Annotated in this window: 15 protein-coding genes; 13 read left to right on the plus strand and 2 right to left on the minus strand. The window is 64.3% G+C overall.

What is annotated here, in order from left to right:
* Positions 1 to 123 precede the first annotated feature (123 nt).
* The 3 genes from PMI38_RS04500 to PMI38_RS04510 are packed head-to-tail and all read left to right on the plus strand — an operon-like array spanning position 124 to position 2,577.
* Entirely contained in the window at positions 124 to 1,143 is a 1,020-nt protein-coding gene (locus tag PMI38_RS04500; protein ID WP_008091208.1) for an aminoglycoside phosphotransferase family protein, read from the plus strand.
* Positions 1,140 to 1,811 carry an N-acetylmuramate alpha-1-phosphate uridylyltransferase MurU gene (gene murU / locus PMI38_RS04505; protein ID WP_008091210.1) on the plus strand — a complete coding sequence of 224 codons (672 nt, stop codon included), beginning with the start codon at positions 1,140 to 1,142 and terminating at the stop codon, positions 1,809 to 1,811. The genes PMI38_RS04500 and murU overlap by 4 nt, the downstream gene beginning before the upstream one ends.
* Position 1,812: 1 nt before the next feature.
* Positions 1,813 to 2,577, plus strand: a complete 765-nt coding sequence (locus tag PMI38_RS04510) for a TerB family tellurite resistance protein (RefSeq protein WP_008091211.1) — start codon at positions 1,813 to 1,815, stop codon at positions 2,575 to 2,577.
* A gap of 113 nt (positions 2,578 to 2,690) precedes the next feature.
* Here the strand turns inward: PMI38_RS04510 and PMI38_RS04515 are convergent, their stop codons facing one another.
* On the minus strand, positions 2,691 to 3,689 hold the full coding sequence (locus tag PMI38_RS04515) for an alpha/beta hydrolase family protein (protein WP_043273032.1): 999 nt from the start codon (positions 3,687 to 3,689) through the stop codon (positions 2,691 to 2,693).
* A 95-nt stretch (positions 3,690 to 3,784) separates the two neighbouring features.
* Between PMI38_RS04515 and PMI38_RS04520 the strand changes: the two genes are divergently transcribed.
* From PMI38_RS04520 to trpE, 9 genes are all read left to right on the plus strand, one after another.
* On the plus strand, positions 3,785 to 6,172 hold the full coding sequence (locus PMI38_RS04520) for a PAS domain-containing sensor histidine kinase (protein WP_008091213.1): 2,388 nt from the start codon (positions 3,785 to 3,787) through the stop codon (positions 6,170 to 6,172).
* Positions 6,173 to 6,182: 10 nt separating this feature from the next.
* Complete coding sequence (locus PMI38_RS04525; protein ID WP_008091214.1) at positions 6,183 to 6,812, plus strand: response regulator; 630 nt, start codon at positions 6,183 to 6,185, stop codon at positions 6,810 to 6,812.
* Positions 6,813 to 7,124: 312 nt separating this feature from the next.
* On the plus strand, positions 7,125 to 8,249 hold the full coding sequence (locus PMI38_RS04530; RefSeq protein ID WP_008091215.1) for an ABC transporter ATP-binding protein: 1,125 nt from the start codon (positions 7,125 to 7,127) through the stop codon (positions 8,247 to 8,249).
* A gap of 40 nt (positions 8,250 to 8,289) precedes the next feature.
* The gene (locus PMI38_RS04535; protein ID WP_008091216.1) at positions 8,290 to 9,324 is read left to right on the plus strand and encodes an ABC transporter substrate-binding protein; all 1,035 of its coding nucleotides are present in this window, start codon (positions 8,290 to 8,292) and stop codon (positions 9,322 to 9,324) included.
* Positions 9,325 to 9,464: 140 nt separating this feature from the next.
* Positions 9,465 to 10,712 carry an ABC transporter permease gene (locus PMI38_RS04540; protein WP_008091219.1) on the plus strand — a complete coding sequence of 416 codons (1,248 nt, stop codon included), beginning with the start codon at positions 9,465 to 9,467 and terminating at the stop codon, positions 10,710 to 10,712.
* An 11-nt stretch (positions 10,713 to 10,723) separates the two neighbouring features.
* Entirely contained in the window at positions 10,724 to 11,551 is an 828-nt protein-coding gene (locus PMI38_RS04545) for an ABC transporter permease (RefSeq protein ID WP_008091220.1), read from the plus strand.
* A 204-nt stretch (positions 11,552 to 11,755) separates the two neighbouring features.
* Positions 11,756 to 12,430, plus strand: a complete 675-nt coding sequence (gene rpe / locus PMI38_RS04550; RefSeq protein ID WP_008091221.1) for a ribulose-phosphate 3-epimerase — start codon at positions 11,756 to 11,758, stop codon at positions 12,428 to 12,430.
* Entirely contained in the window at positions 12,427 to 13,245 is an 819-nt protein-coding gene (locus PMI38_RS04555) for a phosphoglycolate phosphatase (RefSeq protein WP_008091223.1), read from the plus strand. The genes rpe and PMI38_RS04555 overlap by 4 nt, the downstream gene beginning before the upstream one ends.
* A gap of 70 nt (positions 13,246 to 13,315) precedes the next feature.
* Positions 13,316 to 14,797: an anthranilate synthase component I gene (gene trpE, locus PMI38_RS04560; protein WP_008091225.1), complete on the plus strand. Its 1,482-nt coding sequence runs from the start codon at positions 13,316 to 13,318 to the stop codon at positions 14,795 to 14,797.
* Between the two features lie 50 nt (positions 14,798 to 14,847).
* Here the strand turns inward: trpE and estP are convergent, their stop codons facing one another.
* Positions 14,848 to 16,749: an esterase EstP gene (gene estP, locus PMI38_RS04565; protein WP_008091227.1), complete on the minus strand. Its 1,902-nt coding sequence runs from the start codon at positions 16,747 to 16,749 to the stop codon at positions 14,848 to 14,850.
* Positions 16,750 to 17,109: 360 nt separating this feature from the next.
* Between estP and PMI38_RS04570 the strand changes: the two genes are divergently transcribed.
* Positions 17,110 to 17,698, plus strand: a 589-nt coding sequence (locus PMI38_RS04570; protein ID WP_008091229.1) for an aminodeoxychorismate/anthranilate synthase component II, incomplete at its 3' end; no start/stop codon positions are given.

The raw sequence follows: 17,698 nt of genomic DNA on the forward strand, positions 1-17,698 counted from the left end.
GTCCGGGCTTCCTGCGTGCCATCTGCCCGCGTGTGGGGCCGCACGCCTCTCGATGGTCTGAAAAAGATGCTGGATAATAAAGCATGACCCGCTTGACGGCTAGGGCCGTCGGAGACCCTTGTAATGCCTGAACACGATGCACGCCTGCAACAACTGACTGTCTGGCTCGATGAGCAGCTCAATGATCTTTTCCGCCGCAACGCCTGGGGCGAGGTGCCTGAAGGCAGCCTGACCGCCGCCAGCAGCGACGCCAGCTTCCGCCGTTACTTCCGCTGGCAGGGCGCGGGCCGCAGCTTCGTGATCATGGATGCACCGCCCCCCCAGGAAAACTGCCGACCATTCGTCGCCATCGACCACCTGCTGGCCGGGGCGGGGGTGCATGTACCGCAGATTCACGCACAGGACCTGGAGCGCGGCTTCCTGTTGCTGGGTGATCTGGGCCATCAGACCTACCTCGACATCATCAACGCCGAAAACGCCGATCCACTGTTCGCCGACGCCATCGATGCGCTGCTGGCATTCCAGCGCCTGCCGATGGAGGCGCCGCTGCCCAGCTACGACGACGCGCTGCTGCGCCGTGAAGTCGAACTGTTCCCTGAATGGTACGTCGGTCGCGAGCTCGGCAAGAGCTTTACCGACGAGCAGAAGGCTGCCTGGCAACGCACCAGCCAGCTGCTGATCGACAGCGCCCTGGCCCAGCCCAAGGTGCTGGTGCACCGCGACTACATGCCGCGCAACCTGATGCAGAGCGCACCCAATCCCGGCGTGCTGGATTTCCAGGACGCGGTCTACGGGCCTGTCACCTACGACATCACCTGCCTGTTCAAGGATGCGTTCCTCAGCTGGCCACAGGCCCGAGTCGAAGGCTGGCTGCGCAACTACTGGGAAAAGGCGCAAGCCGCCGGTATCCCGGTGCAGCCGGCGTTCGAAGACTTCCAGCGCGCCAGTGACCTGATGGGCGTGCAACGCCACCTGAAGGTTATCGGCATCTTCGCCCGCATCTGCCACCGCGATGGCAAGCCGCGTTACCTGGCCGACGTGCCGCGTTTCTTCGCCTATATAGAGGAAGTGATCAGCCGCCGTCCGGAGCTTGCAGAACTGGGTCAGCTGATCGCCGAGCTCAAGGCCGGAGTACCTGCATGAAAGCGATGATCCTGGCAGCAGGCAAGGGCGAGCGCATGCGTCCGCTCACCCTGCACACCCCCAAACCCCTGGTGCCGGTTGCCGGTCAGCCGCTGATCGAGTACCACTTGCGCGCCCTGGCGGGCGCCGGTGTTACCGAGGTGGTGATCAACCATGCCTGGCTTGGCCAGCAGATCGAGGACCACCTGGGCGATGGCAGCCGTTTTGGCCTGAGCATTCGCTACTCGCCAGAGGGCGAGCCGCTGGAGACCGGGGGCGGGATCTTCAAGGCGTTGCCCCTCCTGGGCGAGGCGCCGTTCCTGCTGGTCAATGGCGATGTCTGGACCGACTACGATTTCACCCGCCTGCAGGCGCCGCTGCAGGGGCTTGCGCACCTGGTGCTGGTCGACAACCCAGGCCACCACGGGCGTGGCGACTTCCGCCTGCAGGGGGAGCACGTAGTGGATGGCGACGATGCGCCCGGCACCCTCACCTTCAGCGGCCTGTCGGTGCTGCATCCGGCCTTGTTCGAAGGCTGCCGGGCAGGCGCCTTCAAGCTGGCGCCGTTGTTGCGCCAGGCCATGCGGGCCGGACAGGTCACTGGCGAGCATTACTGCGGGAACTGGGTCGATGTCGGCACCCTGGAGCGTCTGGCCGAGGCCGAGCGCCTGATCGGCGAGCGCGCTTGAGATGTGGTGGCCAGGCACTGTGATCGGGCTGGGCGCGGGGTTCGCAGTTGCCAGCATTCCCGGTGCGCTGCTCGGGGCGCTGCTGGGCCAGGCCATGGACCGGCGCCTGCGGGTGCAGGGCTGGGAAGACATGCGCGAACGGCTGGGCGGTCGTCCGGCCCTGGGTGATGAGGAGTTGCTGTTCGTGCTGCTCGGACGGTTGGCCAAGAGCGATGGGCGGGTAGCCGAGCAGCATATCCGGCAGGCCCGGCAGGAAATGGTGCGCCTGGACCTGGCCGAGGCGCAGCGGCTGCGAGCGATCGCCGCATTCAACCGGGGCAAGGCGGGCAAGGACCGGTTGAGCGGGCACCTGCGACGCATTCGCCTGCAGCCACATGCGGCCGAGGGCACCCTGCGCGCGTGCTGGCGCATGGCCTGGGCGGACGGCAAGGCCGGCCAGCATGAGCGTGACTTACTTCTGGACTGGGGGCAGAAGCTGGGGCTCAGCCGGCGGCAGGTGCAGGCCATGTCGCTGGAGTACGAGCCACGCAAGGCCCGTGTGAGCCCGGATGTCATGACCTATGCGGCGGCGCTGCGCCTGTTGGGGGTAGAGGCCGACACCGACGGCGACCGGGTCAAGCAGGCGTATCGCCGCTTGGTCAGTCGGCACCATCCGGACAAACTCGCCGGGAGTGGGGCGAGTGAGGTGCAGGTGCGCGAGGCGACCGAGCGGACACGTGAGTTGCATCAGGCCTATGCGTTGATCCGCAAGCGGCGGGGTCTTTGAGGGCCTTATCGCCGGCAAGCCGGCTCCCACAGGTGCTCCACTGGACCTGGGGATCTGTGGAGTCCCTGTGGGAGCCGGCTTGCCGGCGATAGGGCCGGTACAGACCGCGCCATCTATTCCTGCGGTGCCATCCACCCGCGCACGCGGCGGAACAGCTGCTCTTGCTCGGCCCCTTTGTTACCCGGCATGGCAATCAAAGAGAGTTGCTTGTACTGGCTGTCCTTCTGCCGCTTGCTGGCCTGCAGGCGCAACTCGGCAGCCTTGCGGTCGGCGCTGCGGGTTGCGTAGTAGAGGTCGGCAGCCGGTACCTTGAGGGTAGGTGCCAGGCTTTCCAGGTCATGCTCGACCCGTGCGGGCGTCTGCGCGGCGACCATCACCAGCTTCTGCACCTGCGCTGGCTGCTTCTCGCTCAGGTAGCGCGCCGCCCAGTACGCACCGCTGCCATGGCCGATCAGCACGATGCTGCGTGCGTTGTGCTGCTGGGCATAGGCCACGGCGGCATCCAGGCGCGCGAAGATGCGCTCGGCATCAGCCTGGTCATTCTGGTCGCTGGCCTGCTCGGCGTCGGTGCTTTGCGCGGTGTCGCTATCGGCCGCCGTGGCCTGGGCAATATTGGCGTTGGCGTCCGCAGGCGTGTCCTTGGCCGGGGCGGTTTCACCCTGGTCTTTCTGCACCTCGGCAACCGGCTTGCTTTCGATCCGCGCTTGCGGGCTGTCGGCCAGCAGGTCGGGCAGGCTCACGCTCAAGCTGTGCCAGCCGATATCGGGGAACTTGCGCCGCAATGGGCCGACCGCGTTCGGCCAGTCGGCGTTCTCACCGGCACCCGGGACGATGATCACGGCGCCTTGCGGGTCGCTGTCGTTGGCCGGCTTCCACAGCGCCAGGAAACTTTCGTTGCCAGCCTGCAGGGTCTGTTGCTCGGCCTTGGGCACCAGGCGCTCCAGTGCCTGTGCATCTTCCTGGCTACGTTCGAGCAGGGGTGGCCGCGGGGCGGGGGCGGCGGCTACTTCGGCGGCCGCGGGTGGTGTTTCGCCGTCGGCGGCCAGGGCGCCGAGGGGCAGGAGCGAGGCCAGGCAGCACATTGCCAGCGTCGTGCGATAAAGTGTGAACATGAATCAACCCAAGGCCGGAATAGTACCGGCAGCCTAATAGTATTTGCCCGTGACGGCCATGCTGCATGGCCGCCCTTGCCAAGACGAGCGTGTGAATGAAGCGATTGCGTCTCCTGTGGGTTATCGGCTGCCTCTGGCTGCCCTTGATCGCCTTGGCAAGGCCGGAAGTGGCGCCAACGGTGGTCCTCGAACCCGCCCAACAGCAATGGCTGGAGAGTCACCGCAGCCTGCGCGTCGGCGTGGTGCTGCAAGCGCCCTATGCCCAGTTCGATCGCCGCCTGCAGCAGCTTTACGGTGCCAATGTCGAGTTGGTGAACTGGCTGGCCGGGGCGCTCCAGCTGGACCTGACCTGGCGCAACTTCGCCGACCAGGCCAGCCTTGAGCACGCCCTGCAGGCGGGCGAAATCGATTTCGCCCCCGGCCTGACCCAGACCCCCGCCAGCTTGCGCCTGTGGCTCTTCAGCGATCCGTACATGCGCGTGCCGCAACTGGTGGTGGGGCCACGCACCGGGGCAATGGCCGTGGAGCTGGAAAAACTCGAAGCCGACGAGCGTGTGGCGGTGCGCATGCCCAGCGTGCTGGCCGACTACCTGCGTGGCAATTACGGCAACCTCAACCTGCAGGGCGTGCCCAGCGAGCGCGAGGCCTTGCAATTGGTGGTCGGCGGTCAGGCCAGTCTTGCGGTACTCGACGAGGCCCAACTCAGCAGGCTGTCGCGAGAGAGCGAATTCAGCGAGCTGGTGGTGGTCGGCGACATTGGCCTGCCGCAGTTGCTGCGAGTCGGTTCGCGCCGTGACTGGCCGATGCTCGCCGATGTGCTCGAGCGTGGCCTGCAGGCCATGCCGGCCAAGGAGCTGGAGCAGCTTCACCAACGCTGGTTGCAACCCAGATACCCGCGCCTGAGTGATTCGACCGGCTTCTGGCAGAACCTCGCCTTGCTGTTCGGCATGTCGCTGCTGTGTGCGCTTGCCACCTTGGTCTGGCAGCGCCGTCAGCAGCGGCAGCTCGAGCGCAGTCTGCTGGCGGCAAGGGAGAACCTGAGCGAGCGGCAGGTGCGTGAAGAGGCGCTGCGCCTGAGCCAGTTCGCCATCGACCAGAGCACGGTGGGTATCCTCTGGGTCAACTGGGACAGCCATGTGCGCTACGCCAACCATGCCGTGGAACGCATGCTCGGTTATGCCGAGGCCGAGTTGCTCGAACGCCCGTTGATCGACTTCGAGCCCAACCTCGGCATGGACCGCTGGCTGCAGTTGTGGAAAGGCGCGCGTACCGGAGAGGGTGGTGTGCGGCAGTTCGAGACTCACTGCCTGCGTGCCGATGGCAGCCTGTTGCCGGTAGAGCTGTCGCTGAGCTTCCTGCGCTTTCGCGATGCCGAGTACCTGGTGGTCTATCTCGCCGATGTGACCGAGCGCCACCGTGCGCTGGCAGCGTTGCGTGAGAGCGATGCGCGGTTGAAGGGGATTGCTGGCAATGTGCCGGGCCTGGTGTTTCGCCTGGAGCCTGCTCCCGCCGAAGGTGACCCGGAATTCCCCTATATCAGTGAGGGCAGCGAGGCGCTGGTCGGCTACACCCCCGCGCAGATCCAGCACCCGCAGATGGGCTTGCGTAACCTGGTCCACCCCGAAGACCGGGCCCATTACCACCAGGTGCAGGACCTGGCCATTGCCAGTGGCCAGGACTGGTCCTGGCAGGGGCGTATCCTGACCCGCGACGGCGAACAGCGCTGGGCCGACATCAAGGCCAGTGCCCGGCGCCTGGCCAACGGCCGGGTGGTCTGGGACGGTGTGGTCTGGGACATCACCCAGGGCAAGCGGGCCGAGCTGGCGCTGGCCAGGTCCCAGGAGCAGCTGCGCGAACTGTCGGCACACCTGGAGAGCGTGCGCGAGGAAGAGAAAGCCCGGATCGCCCGCGAAGTGCACGATGAACTGGGGCAGATGCTGACGGTGCTCAAGCTTGAGGTGTCGATGTGCGAGCTGGCGTTCGCCGAACTGGACCCCGCGCTGAACGAGCGTCTGGCCAGCATGAAGCGCCTGATCGCCCAGTTGTTCCAGCTGGTGCGCGATGTGGCCACGGCATTGCGCCCGCCGATTCTCGACGCCGGCATCGCTTCGGCCATCGAATGGCAGGCCCGGCGTTTCGAAGCGCGCACACAGATTCCTTGCCTGGTACAGGTGCCGGAAAATCTGCCAGCATTGAGCGATGCCAAGGCCACCGGGCTGTTCCGCATCCTGCAGGAGGCGCTGACCAATGTCATGCGCCACGCCCAGGCGCACAGCGTGGAGATCGAGCTGGTGCGCGAAGGTGGGCAGTTGCGCATGACGGTCAGCGACGACGGCCGTGGGTTTTGCCACGATCAACCCAGGCCGACCTCGTTCGGCCTGGTAGGGGTGCGTGAGCGAGTGTTGATGCTGGGCGGCAGCATGACGTTGGACAGTGAAGCGGGCGAGGGCACCAGCCTGAGCGTGGCCATTCCGTTGGAGTAGGAGAACGAGCGTGATTCGAGTGCTGGTGGCCGAAGACCACACCATCGTCCGTGAAGGCATCAAGCAGCTGATCGGCTTGGCCAAGGACATGCAGGTGGCGGGTGAGGCCGGTAATGGCGAGCAGTTGCTCGATACCTTGCGCCATACCCCATGCGAAGTGGTGCTGCTGGATATCTCCATGCCAGGCATGAACGGGCTGGAGGCGATACCGCGCATTCGTGCGCTGCAGGATGCGCCGGCGATCCTGATGCTGTCGATGCACGACGAAGCGCAGATGGCTGCCCGCGCGCTCAAGGCTGGCGCGGCTGGCTATGCCACCAAGGACAGTGACCCGGCCTTGCTGCTGACGGCGATCCGCCGGGTGGCCGGAGGCGGACGCTACATCGACCCGGCGCTGGCCGACCGCATGGTGTTCGAAGTAGGCCTGACCGAAACCCGGCCTCTGCATACCTTGCTCTCGGAGCGGGAGTTTTCGGTGTTCGAGCGGTTGGCCCAGGGCGCCAACGTCAATGACATCGCCCAGCAACTGGCGTTGTCGAGCAAGACTATCAGCACCCACAAGGCGCGGCTGATGCAGAAGCTCAAGGTCAATTCGCTGGCGGAACTGGTGAAGTACGCCATGGAGCACAAGCTGGTGTGACCGTTCTGTTTGCGACACGGCCTTGCCACTGACACTGAGCTGATCCTGTGGGAGCCGGCTTGCCGGCGATAGGGCCGGCCCAGGCAATAGAGGCGTATGGCCAGGGCTTCGCCCTGGTTCGCGGGGCAAGCCCGCTCCCGCAAGGTGATGTGATGGACTTGAGGTCCATTCCAAACCCGCCATCGTTGTAGGGCATTCCTTACAACAACTCTTCCAAACGGATGATGGCATTCTCTCAGCAGCCCCGATTTCCGGGCGCTTGCGCCTGCACTAGTCTTTTGCCACGCAGTCATCCAACAAGAAGGTGCAGGCATGAGCGAGGCGAATTCGAACGCGACCACCGGCGAGACGCTGGTCAGCTTCCGTGGTGTGCAGAAGAGCTACGACGGCGAATCGCTGATCGTCAAGGACCTCAACCTGGACATTCGCAAGGGTGAGTTCCTGACCTTGCTTGGCCCCTCCGGCTCGGGCAAGACCACCAGCCTGATGATGCTGGCCGGTTTCGAAACCCCCACCGCCGGCGAAATCCAGCTGGCGGGCCGCTCGATCAACAACGTGCCGCCGCACAAGCGCGACATCGGCATGGTGTTCCAGAACTACGCGCTGTTCCCGCACATGACGGTGGCCGAGAACCTGGCCTTCCCCTTGAGCGTGCGCAACCTGAGCAAGACCGACATCAGCGAGCGGGTCAAGCGGGTCCTCAACATGGTCCAGCTCGACGCATTCGCCAAGCGCTACCCCGGCCAGTTGTCCGGTGGCCAGCAGCAGCGTGTGGCGCTGGCCCGCGCCTTGGTGTTCGAGCCACAGCTGGTACTGATGGACGAACCGCTCGGCGCCCTCGACAAGCAGCTGCGCGAACACATGCAGATGGAAATCAAGCACATCCACCAGCGCCTCGGGGTGACCGTGGTGTACGTGACCCACGACCAGGGCGAGGCGCTGACCATGTCCGACCGCGTGGCAGTGTTCCACCAGGGCGAAATCCAGCAGATCGCCGACCCACGCACCCTCTACGAAGAGCCGCGCAACACCTTCGTCGCCAACTTCATCGGCGAGAACAACCGTATCAACGGCATCCTGCTGGCCAGTGACGGCAATCGCTGCCAGGTGCAACTGGCGCGCGGCGAGCGGGTCGAGGCGCTGGCCGTGAACGTCGGCCAGGCCGGTGAACCGGTGACCCTGTCGATCCGCCCTGAGCGCGTGCGCCTCAATGGCCACAGCCAAAGCTGCGTCAATCGCTTCTCTGGCCGTGTGGCCGAGTTCATCTACCTGGGCGACCACGTGCGCGTGCGCCTGGAAGTCTGCGGCAAGGCCGACTTCTTCGTGAAGCAGCCGATCGCCGAGCTCGACCCGGCACTGGCCGTGGGCGATGTGGTACCGCTGGGCTGGGAGGTGGAGCACGCGCGCGCGCTCGATCCGATTGCCGAAGCCCACTGATGGATTGCTTCACCAACCCTGTACTGTGGAGAGAATAATAATGCGCAAGCAGTTGAAACTGACCGCCCTGGCCCTCGGCCTGTTCGCCGCCGGCCAGGCCATGGCGGCGGACCTGACCGTGGTTTCCTTCGGCGGCGCCAACAAGGCGGCCCAGGTCAAGGCGTTCTACGAGCCTTGGGAGAAGGCTGGCAAGGGCAAGATCGTCGCTGGCGAGTACAACGGTGAGATGGCCAAGGTCAAAGCCATGGTCGATACCAACAGCGTGTCCTGGAACCTGGTGGAAGTAGAGTCGCCAGAGTTGGCCCGCGGCTGCGACGAAGGCATGTTCGAAGAACTCGACCCGGCCCTGTTCGGCAACGAAAGCGACTATGTGAAGGGCGCCATCCAGCCGTGCGGCGTGGGCTTCTTCGTCTGGTCCACCGTGCTGGCCTACAACGCCGACAAGCTCAAGACCGCGCCTACCAGCTGGGCCGATTTCTGGGACACGAAGAAATTCCCGGGCAAGCGCGGCTTGCGCAAAGGCGCCAAGTACACCCTCGAATTCGCCCTGATGGCAGACGGCGTGGCACCGAAAGAGGTGTACCAGGTGCTGGGCACCAAGGAAGGCGTGGACCGCGCCTTCAAGAAACTCGACGAGCTCAAGCCGAGCATCCAGTGGTGGGAAGCGGGCGCCCAGCCGCCACAGTACCTGGCCTCGGGTGACGTGGTCATGAGCTCGGCCTACAACGGCCGCATCGCCGCCGTGCAGAAAGAGAGCAACCTCAAGGTGGTGTGGAACGGCGGCATCTACGACTTCGACGCCTGGGCCATTCCGAAAGGCGCCAAGGATGCGGACGAGGCGAAGAAGTTCATCGCCTTCAGCGTCCAGCCGGAACAGCAGAAAACCTACTCCGAAAACATCGCCTATGGCCCGGCCAATTCCAAGGCCGTCAGCCTGCTGTCGGACGACGTGAAAAAGGACATGCCGACCACGCCTGAGAACATTGCCAACCAGGTGCAGATCGACGTGGCCTTCTGGGCCGACAACAGCGAGCAGCTGGAGCAACGCTTCAACGCCTGGGCGGCGAAGAAGTAAACGATAGGGAGCCGCTACGCGGCTCATCGCCGGCACGCCGGCTCCCACAGGTGAGGTGACAACCTGAGGGTGTGGGAGCCGGCTTGCCGGCGATGGGCTGCGCAGCAGCCCCAATTTCAGCCTGTTTTGCGGAGTTCGCCATGGCCATTGCAGTGCCCCTCAACGAAGGCGCAGGTCCAAATCTGAAGCAGCGCCTCAAGCACGCCGAGCGGGTCAACCGCTGGAAGGCGCAGGCGTTGATCGCGCCGCTGGCGCTGTTTCTCCTGCTGGTGTTCCTGGTGCCGATCGCGGCGCTGCTGTTCAAGAGCGTCGGCAACCCGGAAGTGGTCGGCGGCATGCCGCGCACCGTGGAAATCATCGCCCAGTGGGACGGCAAGAGCCTGCCGGGTGAAGAGGTCTACAAGGCCCTGAGCCAGGACCTGGCCGAGTCACGCAAGAACCAGACGTTGGGCGACCTGTCCAAGCGCCTGAACATGGAGCTGGCCGGCTACCGCAGCCTGTTGGCGAAAACCGCGCGGGCGCTTCCTTTCAAGACAGAGCCGGCCTCTTACAAAGATGCCCTGCAAGCCCTCGACGAGCGTTGGGGTGACCCAGCCTACTGGCAGGCGATCCGCCGCAATACCAGCTCGGTGACCTCGTTCTACCTGCTGGCGGCACTCGACCACCGTATCGATGACCTCGGCGAGCTGGCCAAGGCCACGCCCGACCAGGCCATTTACCTGGATATCTTTGCCCGCACCCTGTGGATGGGTGTGGTGATCACGGCCATCTGCCTGGTGCTGGCGTACCCGCTGGCCTACCTGCTGGCCAACCTGCCGACTCGGCAGAGCAACCTGTTGATGATTCTGGTATTGCTGCCATTCTGGACCTCGATCCTGGTGCGGGTGGCGGCGTGGATCGTGCTGCTGCAGTCGGGCGGCCTGATCAACAGTGCGCTGATGGCCATGGGCATCATCGACCAACCGCTGGAGCTGGTGTTCAACCGCACGGGCGTGTACATCTCGATGGTGCACATTCTTCTGCCGTTCATGATCCTGCCGCTGTACAGCGTGATGAAAGGCATTTCGCCCAGCTACATGCGCGCGGCGATTTCGCTCGGTTGCCACCCGTTCGCCAGCTTCTGGCGGGTGTACTTCCCGCAGACCTACGCGGGCGTGGGTGCCGGCTGCCTGCTGGTGTTCATCCTGGCCATCGGCTACTACATCACCCCGGCGCTGCTCGGCAGCCCCAACGACCAGATGGTCAGCTACTTCGTCGCCTTCTACACCAACACCAGCATCAACTGGGGCATGGCCACCGCGCTGGGCGGGCTGTTGCTGCTGGCGACCGTGCTGCTGTACCTGATCTATAGCTGGCTGGTCGGCGCAAGCCGCCTGCGCCTGAGCTGAGGAGCCTTGTGATGCTGAGCCCATACATGTCACCCGTTGAGCGGGTGTGGTTCTACAGCCTGCGCATTCTGTGCGGCCTGATTCTCTTGTTCCTGGTGTTGCCTGTGCTGGTGATCGTGCCGCTGTCCTTCAACAGTGGCAGTTTCCTGGTGTATCCACTGCAGGGCTTCTCGATGCAGTGGTACCAGGACTTCTTCGCCTCGGCGGAATGGATGCGGGCGCTGAAGAACAGCATCATCGTTGCGCCGGCGGCCACGTTCCTGGCCATGGTGTTTGGCACCCTGGCGTCGATCGGTCTGACCCGAGGCGATTTCCCGGGCAAGTCGCTGGTGATGGCGCTGGTGATTTCGCCGATGGTGGTACCGGTGGTCATCATCGGTGTGGCCAGTTACCTGTTCTTTGCACCCCTGGGCATGGGTAACAGCTTCATCTCGCTGATCCTCGTGCATGCGGTGCTGGGCGTGCCGTTCGTCATCATTACCGTGTCGGCGACCTTGCAGGGTTTCAACTACAACCTGGTGCGGGCGGCGGCCAGCCTGGGCGCGTCGCCGTTGTTGGCCTTCCGCCGGGTGACCTTGCCGCTGATTGCGCCTGGGGTGATCTCCGGTGCGCTGTTCGCCTTCGCCACCTCGTTCGATGAAGTGGTGGTGACGCTGTTTCTTGCCGGGCCGGAGCAGGCGACCTTGCCACGGCAGATGTTCAGCGGCATTCGCGAGAACCTGAGCCCGACCATCGCGGCGGCGGCGACCTTGCTGATTGGCTTCTCGGTGGTGTTGTTGCTGACCCTGGAGTGGTTGCGGGGGCGTAGCGAGAAGTTGAGGACCCAGCAGCCTGCCTGATTGATGCTTGTCTGTGCTGGCCTCATCGCCGGCAAGCCGGCTCCCACAGGATCTCCACTGTTCTCCCTGTGGGAGCCGGCTTGCCGGCGATGAGGCCGCTTCAGGCAAAAGAGGCACCCGTCGAGACGGATTGATACCAATCAGCCTTCATTCGATTCCGTGAGTTACAATGCGCGCCACCGTGATTCTGCCAACAGGTGCGCCATGCAGCCCTACGCTATTGCCCCCTCCATTCTCTCCGCCGATTTCGCCCGCCTGGGCGAAGATGTCGACAAGGTGCTGGCCGCCGGGGCCGACATCGTTCACTTCGATGTGATGGACAACCACTACGTGCCCAACCTGACCATCGGCCCGATGGTCTGCACCGCGCTGCGCAAGTACGGCGTGACCGCGCCGATCGACGTGCACCTGATGGTCAGCCCGGTCGATCGCATCATCGGCGACTTCATCGAAGCGGGCGCCACCTACATCACCTTCCACCCGGAAGCCACGCAGCACATCGACCGTTCGCTGCAGCTGATCCGTGACGGCGGCTGCAAGGCCGGCCTGGTGTTCAACCCGGCCACCAGCCTGGATGCCTTGAAGTACGTGATGGACAAGATCGACATGGTCCTGCTGATGAGCGTCAACCCAGGCTTCGGCGGGCAGAAGTTCATCCCCGGCACCCTCGACAAGCTGCGCGAAGCCCGTGCGCTGATCGACGCCAGCGGCCGTGACATCCGCCTGGAAATCGATGGCGGCGTCAACGTCAACAACATCCGCGAGATCGCTGCCGCCGGTGCGGATACCTTTGTCGCCGGCTCGGCCATCTTCAATGCCCCGGACTACCAGGAAGTCATCGCCAAGATGCGCGCCGAAATGGCCCAGGCCCGCCCATGAGCGGCTTCGAGCAGCTGTTCCCCGGGGCGCTGCCCAGGCTGGTGATGTTCGATCTGGACGGTACCCTGATCGATTCGGTGCCAGACCTGGCCGCTGCCGTGGACCGCATGCTGCTCGAACTCGGGCGCCAGCCCGCAGGCCTTGAAGCCGTTCGCCATTGGGTCGGAAACGGTGCCCAGGTGCTGGTGCGCCGGGCGCTGGCTGGCAGCATCGACCATGCTGCGGTAGACGATGCTCTGGCGGAACAGGCGCTGGCGCTGTTCATGGAGGCCTACGCCGAAAACCATGAACTGACCGTCATCTATCCCGGTGTGCAGGACACCCTGCGCTGGCTGCGCAAGCAGGGCGTGGAGATGGCGCTGATCACCAACAAGCCCGAGCGTTTTGTCGGGCCGTTGCTGGACCAGATGAAGATCGGCCGCTACTTCCGCTGGATCATCGGCGGCGACACGCTGCCACAGAAGAAGCCGGACCCCGCAGCACTGCTGCACGTCATGAAGATGGCGGGCGTCACGCCAGAGCAATCGTTGTTCGTCGGCGACTCGCGCAGCGACGTACTGGCGGCCAAGGCCGCCGGCGTGCAGTGCGTCGGCCTGAGCTATGGCTACAACCATGGCCGGCCCATCGATGAAGAGACCCCGAACCTGGTGATCGACGACCTGCGCGCGCTGCTGCCCGGTTGCGCAGACCTGGCCACTGGGATAACGTTGGCGGACCTTCAAGCCTCACCCGACAGAGAGTCTACCGTGGCGGTCACTGGCAAATTCTGGATGAAAGTCATCAAGGCCCTGGCCCGTTGGCGCTGGCGCGCCTGACTTATGCCCGCCGGCGCCTGCCGGCCCGTCCGCTTGCCCGAACCTATTGCTGCTTGCCACGAGGCTACCCATGACCCGCGAAGAATTCCTGCGCCTGGCCGCTGCCGGCTACAACCGCATTCCCCTGGCCTGCGAAACCCTGGCCGACTTCGACACGCCGCTGTCGATCTACCTGAAACTGGCTGACCAGCCCAACAGCTACCTGCTCGAATCGGTGCAGGGCGGTGAGAAGTGGGGCCGTTACTCGATGATCGGCCTGCCGTCGCGCACCGTGATGCGTGTGCATGGCTACCACGTCAGCATCCTGCAGGATGGCGTGGAAGTGGAAAGCCACGAGGTCGAAGACCCGTTGGCCTTCGTCGAAACCTTCAAGGACCGCTACAAAGTCGCCGACATCCCCGGCTTGCCGCGCTTCAACGGTGGCCTGGTGGGCTACTTCGGCTATGACTGCGTGCGTTATGTGGAAAAGCGCTTGGGCGCGAGCCCGAACCCGGATCCACTGGGCGTGCCAGACATTCTGTTGATGGTTTCCGATGCCGTGGTGGTGTTCGACAACCTGGCGGGCAAGATGCACGCCATCGTGCTGGTCGACCCGGCCGAAGAGCAGGCGTTCGAACAAGGCCAGGCTCGTCTGCAAGGCCTGCTGGAAACCCTGCGTCAGCCGATCACGCCACGCCGAGGCCTTGACCTGAGCGGCCCGATGGCGGCCGAACCTGAATTCCGCTCCAGCTACACCCGTGACGACTACGAGAACGCGGTAGGGCGCATCAAGGAATACATCCTGGCCGGTGACTGCATGCAAGTGGTGCCGTCGCAACGCATGTCGATCGACTTCAAGGCCGCGCCCATCGACCTGTATCGCGCGCTGCGTTGCTTCAACCCGACGCCCTACATGTACTTCTTCAACTTTGGCGACTTCCATGTGGTCGGCAGCTCGCCGGAAGTGTTGGTACGCGTGGAGGACAACCTGGTCACCGTGCGCCCGATTGCCGGCACTCGCCCACGTGGTGCCAACGAGGAAGCGGACCGGGCGTTGGAAGACGACCTGCTGTCGGACGAGAAAGAGATCGCCGAGCACCTGATGCTCATCGACCTGGGCCGCAACGATGTGGGTCGTGTGTCGTCGACCGGCAGCGTGCGCTTGACCGAGAAGATGGTGATCGAGCGCTACTCCAACGTGATGCACATCGTCTCCAATGTCACCGGCCAACTGAGCGAGGGCCTGACCGCCATGGACGCACTGCGGGCGATTCTGCCGGCAGGCACCTTGTCGGGCGCGCCGAAGATTCGCGCGATGGAAATCATCGATGAGCTGGAGCCGGTCAAGCGTGGTGTCTACGGTGGTGCGGTGGGCTACTTCGCGTGGAACGGCAACATGGATACCGCGATTGCCATTCGTACGGCCGTGATCAAGGACGGTGAGCTTCATGTGCAGGCTGGCGGCGGCATCGTTGCCGACTCGGTGCCGGCGCTGGAGTGGGAAGAAACCATCAACAAGCGCCGGGCGATGTTCCGTGCGGTGGCGTTGGCCGAGCAGACCAGCGCCAAGTAAAGCGACTGGGGCGCTGTGGAACCCTGGGCAACCCTGTGGGAGGGGCGGGTTCAAAAATCGACGGCGACGCCCAGGCTCACGCCCTGTTGGGTCAACTCGTCACTCTTGCGCCAGTTGTAGTTCCCCCGCAGATGCACCCCCGCCACCAGCTCGTGGCTCACCCCCAGGCTGGCCCGGGTCAGGTCGCTGTGCGGCGTATACCCGGTCAGGGTGAAGTCGTTGGCCGGCAACGTCGTCAGGTGCATGGTCACATCCTGCTGGTCATCCTCGAACTCATGTTCCTGGGCCAACTCGGCGAACAGTCGGGTGCTCGGTAGCACCTGCACGCTGCCCAGCACCCCCACGCCGAGGCGCCGCGAAGTGCGTTCCTGGTCATCGAAGCCCAGCGCCGTCGAGCGTCCGCTCTTCTCGTCATAACCATCGACCTTCACCCGCGCATAGTCGGCGCTGACGAACGGTGCCAGTTGCCAACTGCCGGCTTCGGGCATCAGGTCGTACCCCAGTCGCCCCGTCACGGCCCAGGCTTCGCCATCGGTATCGCCTTTCTCGCTGCGGTCATTTACCCCAAGCGCGAAGGTACGCTTGAGGTCGCGGTAGTCCAGGTGGCCGGCCGTCAGCGCAGAATCGGCCCACCAACGGTCCTGGCGAAACTGGGCGAAGGCCGTGGCCAGGTAACTGTCGAGCTTGTAGTCCGAGTCCTGCTCGCCTGCCTCCAGTTTCTGCTGGTATACGCCGCCAGCCAGTCCCACGCGCCAGGCGTCGTTCAGTCGATAGCTGCCGCCGAGGGTCAGGTTGTAGCCATGCCCGTCCGCACTGGCGGCGCTGCGCTGATCGTCGAAGTCCAGGTCCTGGGCGCCGGTGCTGACGAAGGCTTGCCATTGACCCACTGCCTGCCAGGGCGTCTGCCACTGGTTGCGCAGCTCGTCCTGGTGCGCGCGCAAGCTGGCATGGGCCATTTCGGGTAGCAATGTCAGCTCCCACGGGGCGGCAAGAATCGAGTAGGCGTAGTCGGCGATCAGTTGCTGGCCGGCGATGGTCGGGTGAACCGAGTCGTTGAACAGCAGCTTGGTCGGGTCGGGTGTGAGGCCGTTGATGCCGTATACCGGGTTTTGCACGCAGCCGTTGCCGCTGTAGCAGGTACCCACAAGGTTCTGGCCACTGGCCAGGCCGAACTGTTCCGGGCTGGCCAGGACCTCGTCGATCAGCACAGGAATGTTCAACGGAATGATCTCGGCGTCGATCTGGCCGAGCTGGCTGATCAGCGATTGGTTGAATACACCGGAGAGTTGCGACAGCGGGCCTTGCAGAGGCGTGCCGTTGAAGTTTGGCGTGTTGCCCAGGTCGGGAAGCAGCCAGACCATGATGTAACGTGCGCCGCCTTGCTGCAGGGCCTGGGCGCTGGCGGCCAGGCGTGCGCCGGCCGCTGCGGCGCCCGCCGGGCTGTTGACCAGGCCCTGGAGAAAGTCGTTGCCACCGCCGGTAAGGTAATAGAGCGCATTGGGATCGGCACGCAGGCCGTTGGCCAGGTAGCCGGGTCGCTCCCGCAGCACCGCCCCGGCCCCTGGTTGGCCGGGTGGGATGACCGTTTCGGAGGTGTCGGTAATCGACGCCAGAATCTGCCCGGTGGTATAGCCGCCGACAGCCCAGTTGTTGCCGTCAGGAAGGCCCTGAGCCAGGTTGCCGGGGGAGGTCGAAGGGCCCAGCTCGGCGGCGCCAAAGCCCAGTTTGCCGCCGAGGATCATTGGCGATACGGGGGCGAAATTGCCCTGTGCGTCTCGGTTGGTGAAGCGTGCCCCCGAAGTACCGCCGGTCTGGTCGGGAAACTGCCCCGCATCGCTGAGGCTGTCACCGAATACGATCAACGTGGAATAAGGGGAGGGAGCAGCGAACGCCTGGCTGCAGGCAAGGGCCAGCGAGGCGAGGGTGAAACGCAGTAACGGTGCTTGGCGCATCGATGAACATCCTTTTCATTGTTTTTATGAGGACAATCGGATTGACCTTAGCAAATCGCTGGGCATGCCTTCCAAGTCCATTCGTTTCCCCGTGTTTACGGGCATATTGCGCCCGCCGCGCCGGTAGGCTACTGTGCCGGGACGTATGAGCGAGACCTATCCTGTGTTGATCGTCAGCAAACTCTTGATGCGCGTAATCAAGGCCCACGCCCGTTGGCGTTGGCGCGCCTGACTTTATCTCCTGCCGGCCCGTCCGGCCCGCCCCTGTTTACCTTCCCGTTTGCCTGAAACATCCGCTGCCCGCGCTTGTGGCCGGGGAAGGTTCGAATTCAAAGTCAGTAGATTCAAGAGGTTCAGCCGATGTTACTGATGATCGACAACTACGACTCATTCACCTACAACGTCGTTCAATACCTGGGCGAGCTGGGTGCTCAGGTGAAGGTCATTCGCAATGATGAAATGACCATCGCTCAGATCGAAGCCCTCAACCCCGAGCGCATCGTCGTTTCCCCTGGCCCGTGCACGCCCAGCGAAGCGGGTGTCTCCATAGAGGCCATCCTGCATTTTGCCGGCAAGCTGCCGATCCTTGGCGTGTGCCTGGGCCACCAGTCCATCGGGCAGGCCTTTGGCGGTGACGTGGTGCGTGCCCGCCAGGTCATGCACGGCAAGACCAGCCCGGTGCATCACCGCGACCTTGGCGTGTTCGCCGGCCTCAACAACCCGTTGACGGTCACCCGCTACCATTCCCTGGTGGTCAAGCGCGAAACCCTGCCCGATTGCCTGGAAGTCACCGCCTGGACCGCCCACGATGACGGCTCGGTCGACGAGATCATGGGCTTGCGCCACAAGACGCTGAATATCGAAGGGGTGCAGTTCCACCCTGAGTCCATCCTCACCGAGCAGGGCCACGAGCTGTTCGCCAACTTCCTCAAGCAGACCGGCGGCCGCC

Source organism: Pseudomonas sp. GM84 (genome assembly GCF_000282535.1).
Taxonomy (GTDB): Bacteria; Pseudomonadota; Gammaproteobacteria; order Pseudomonadales; family Pseudomonadaceae; genus Aquipseudomonas.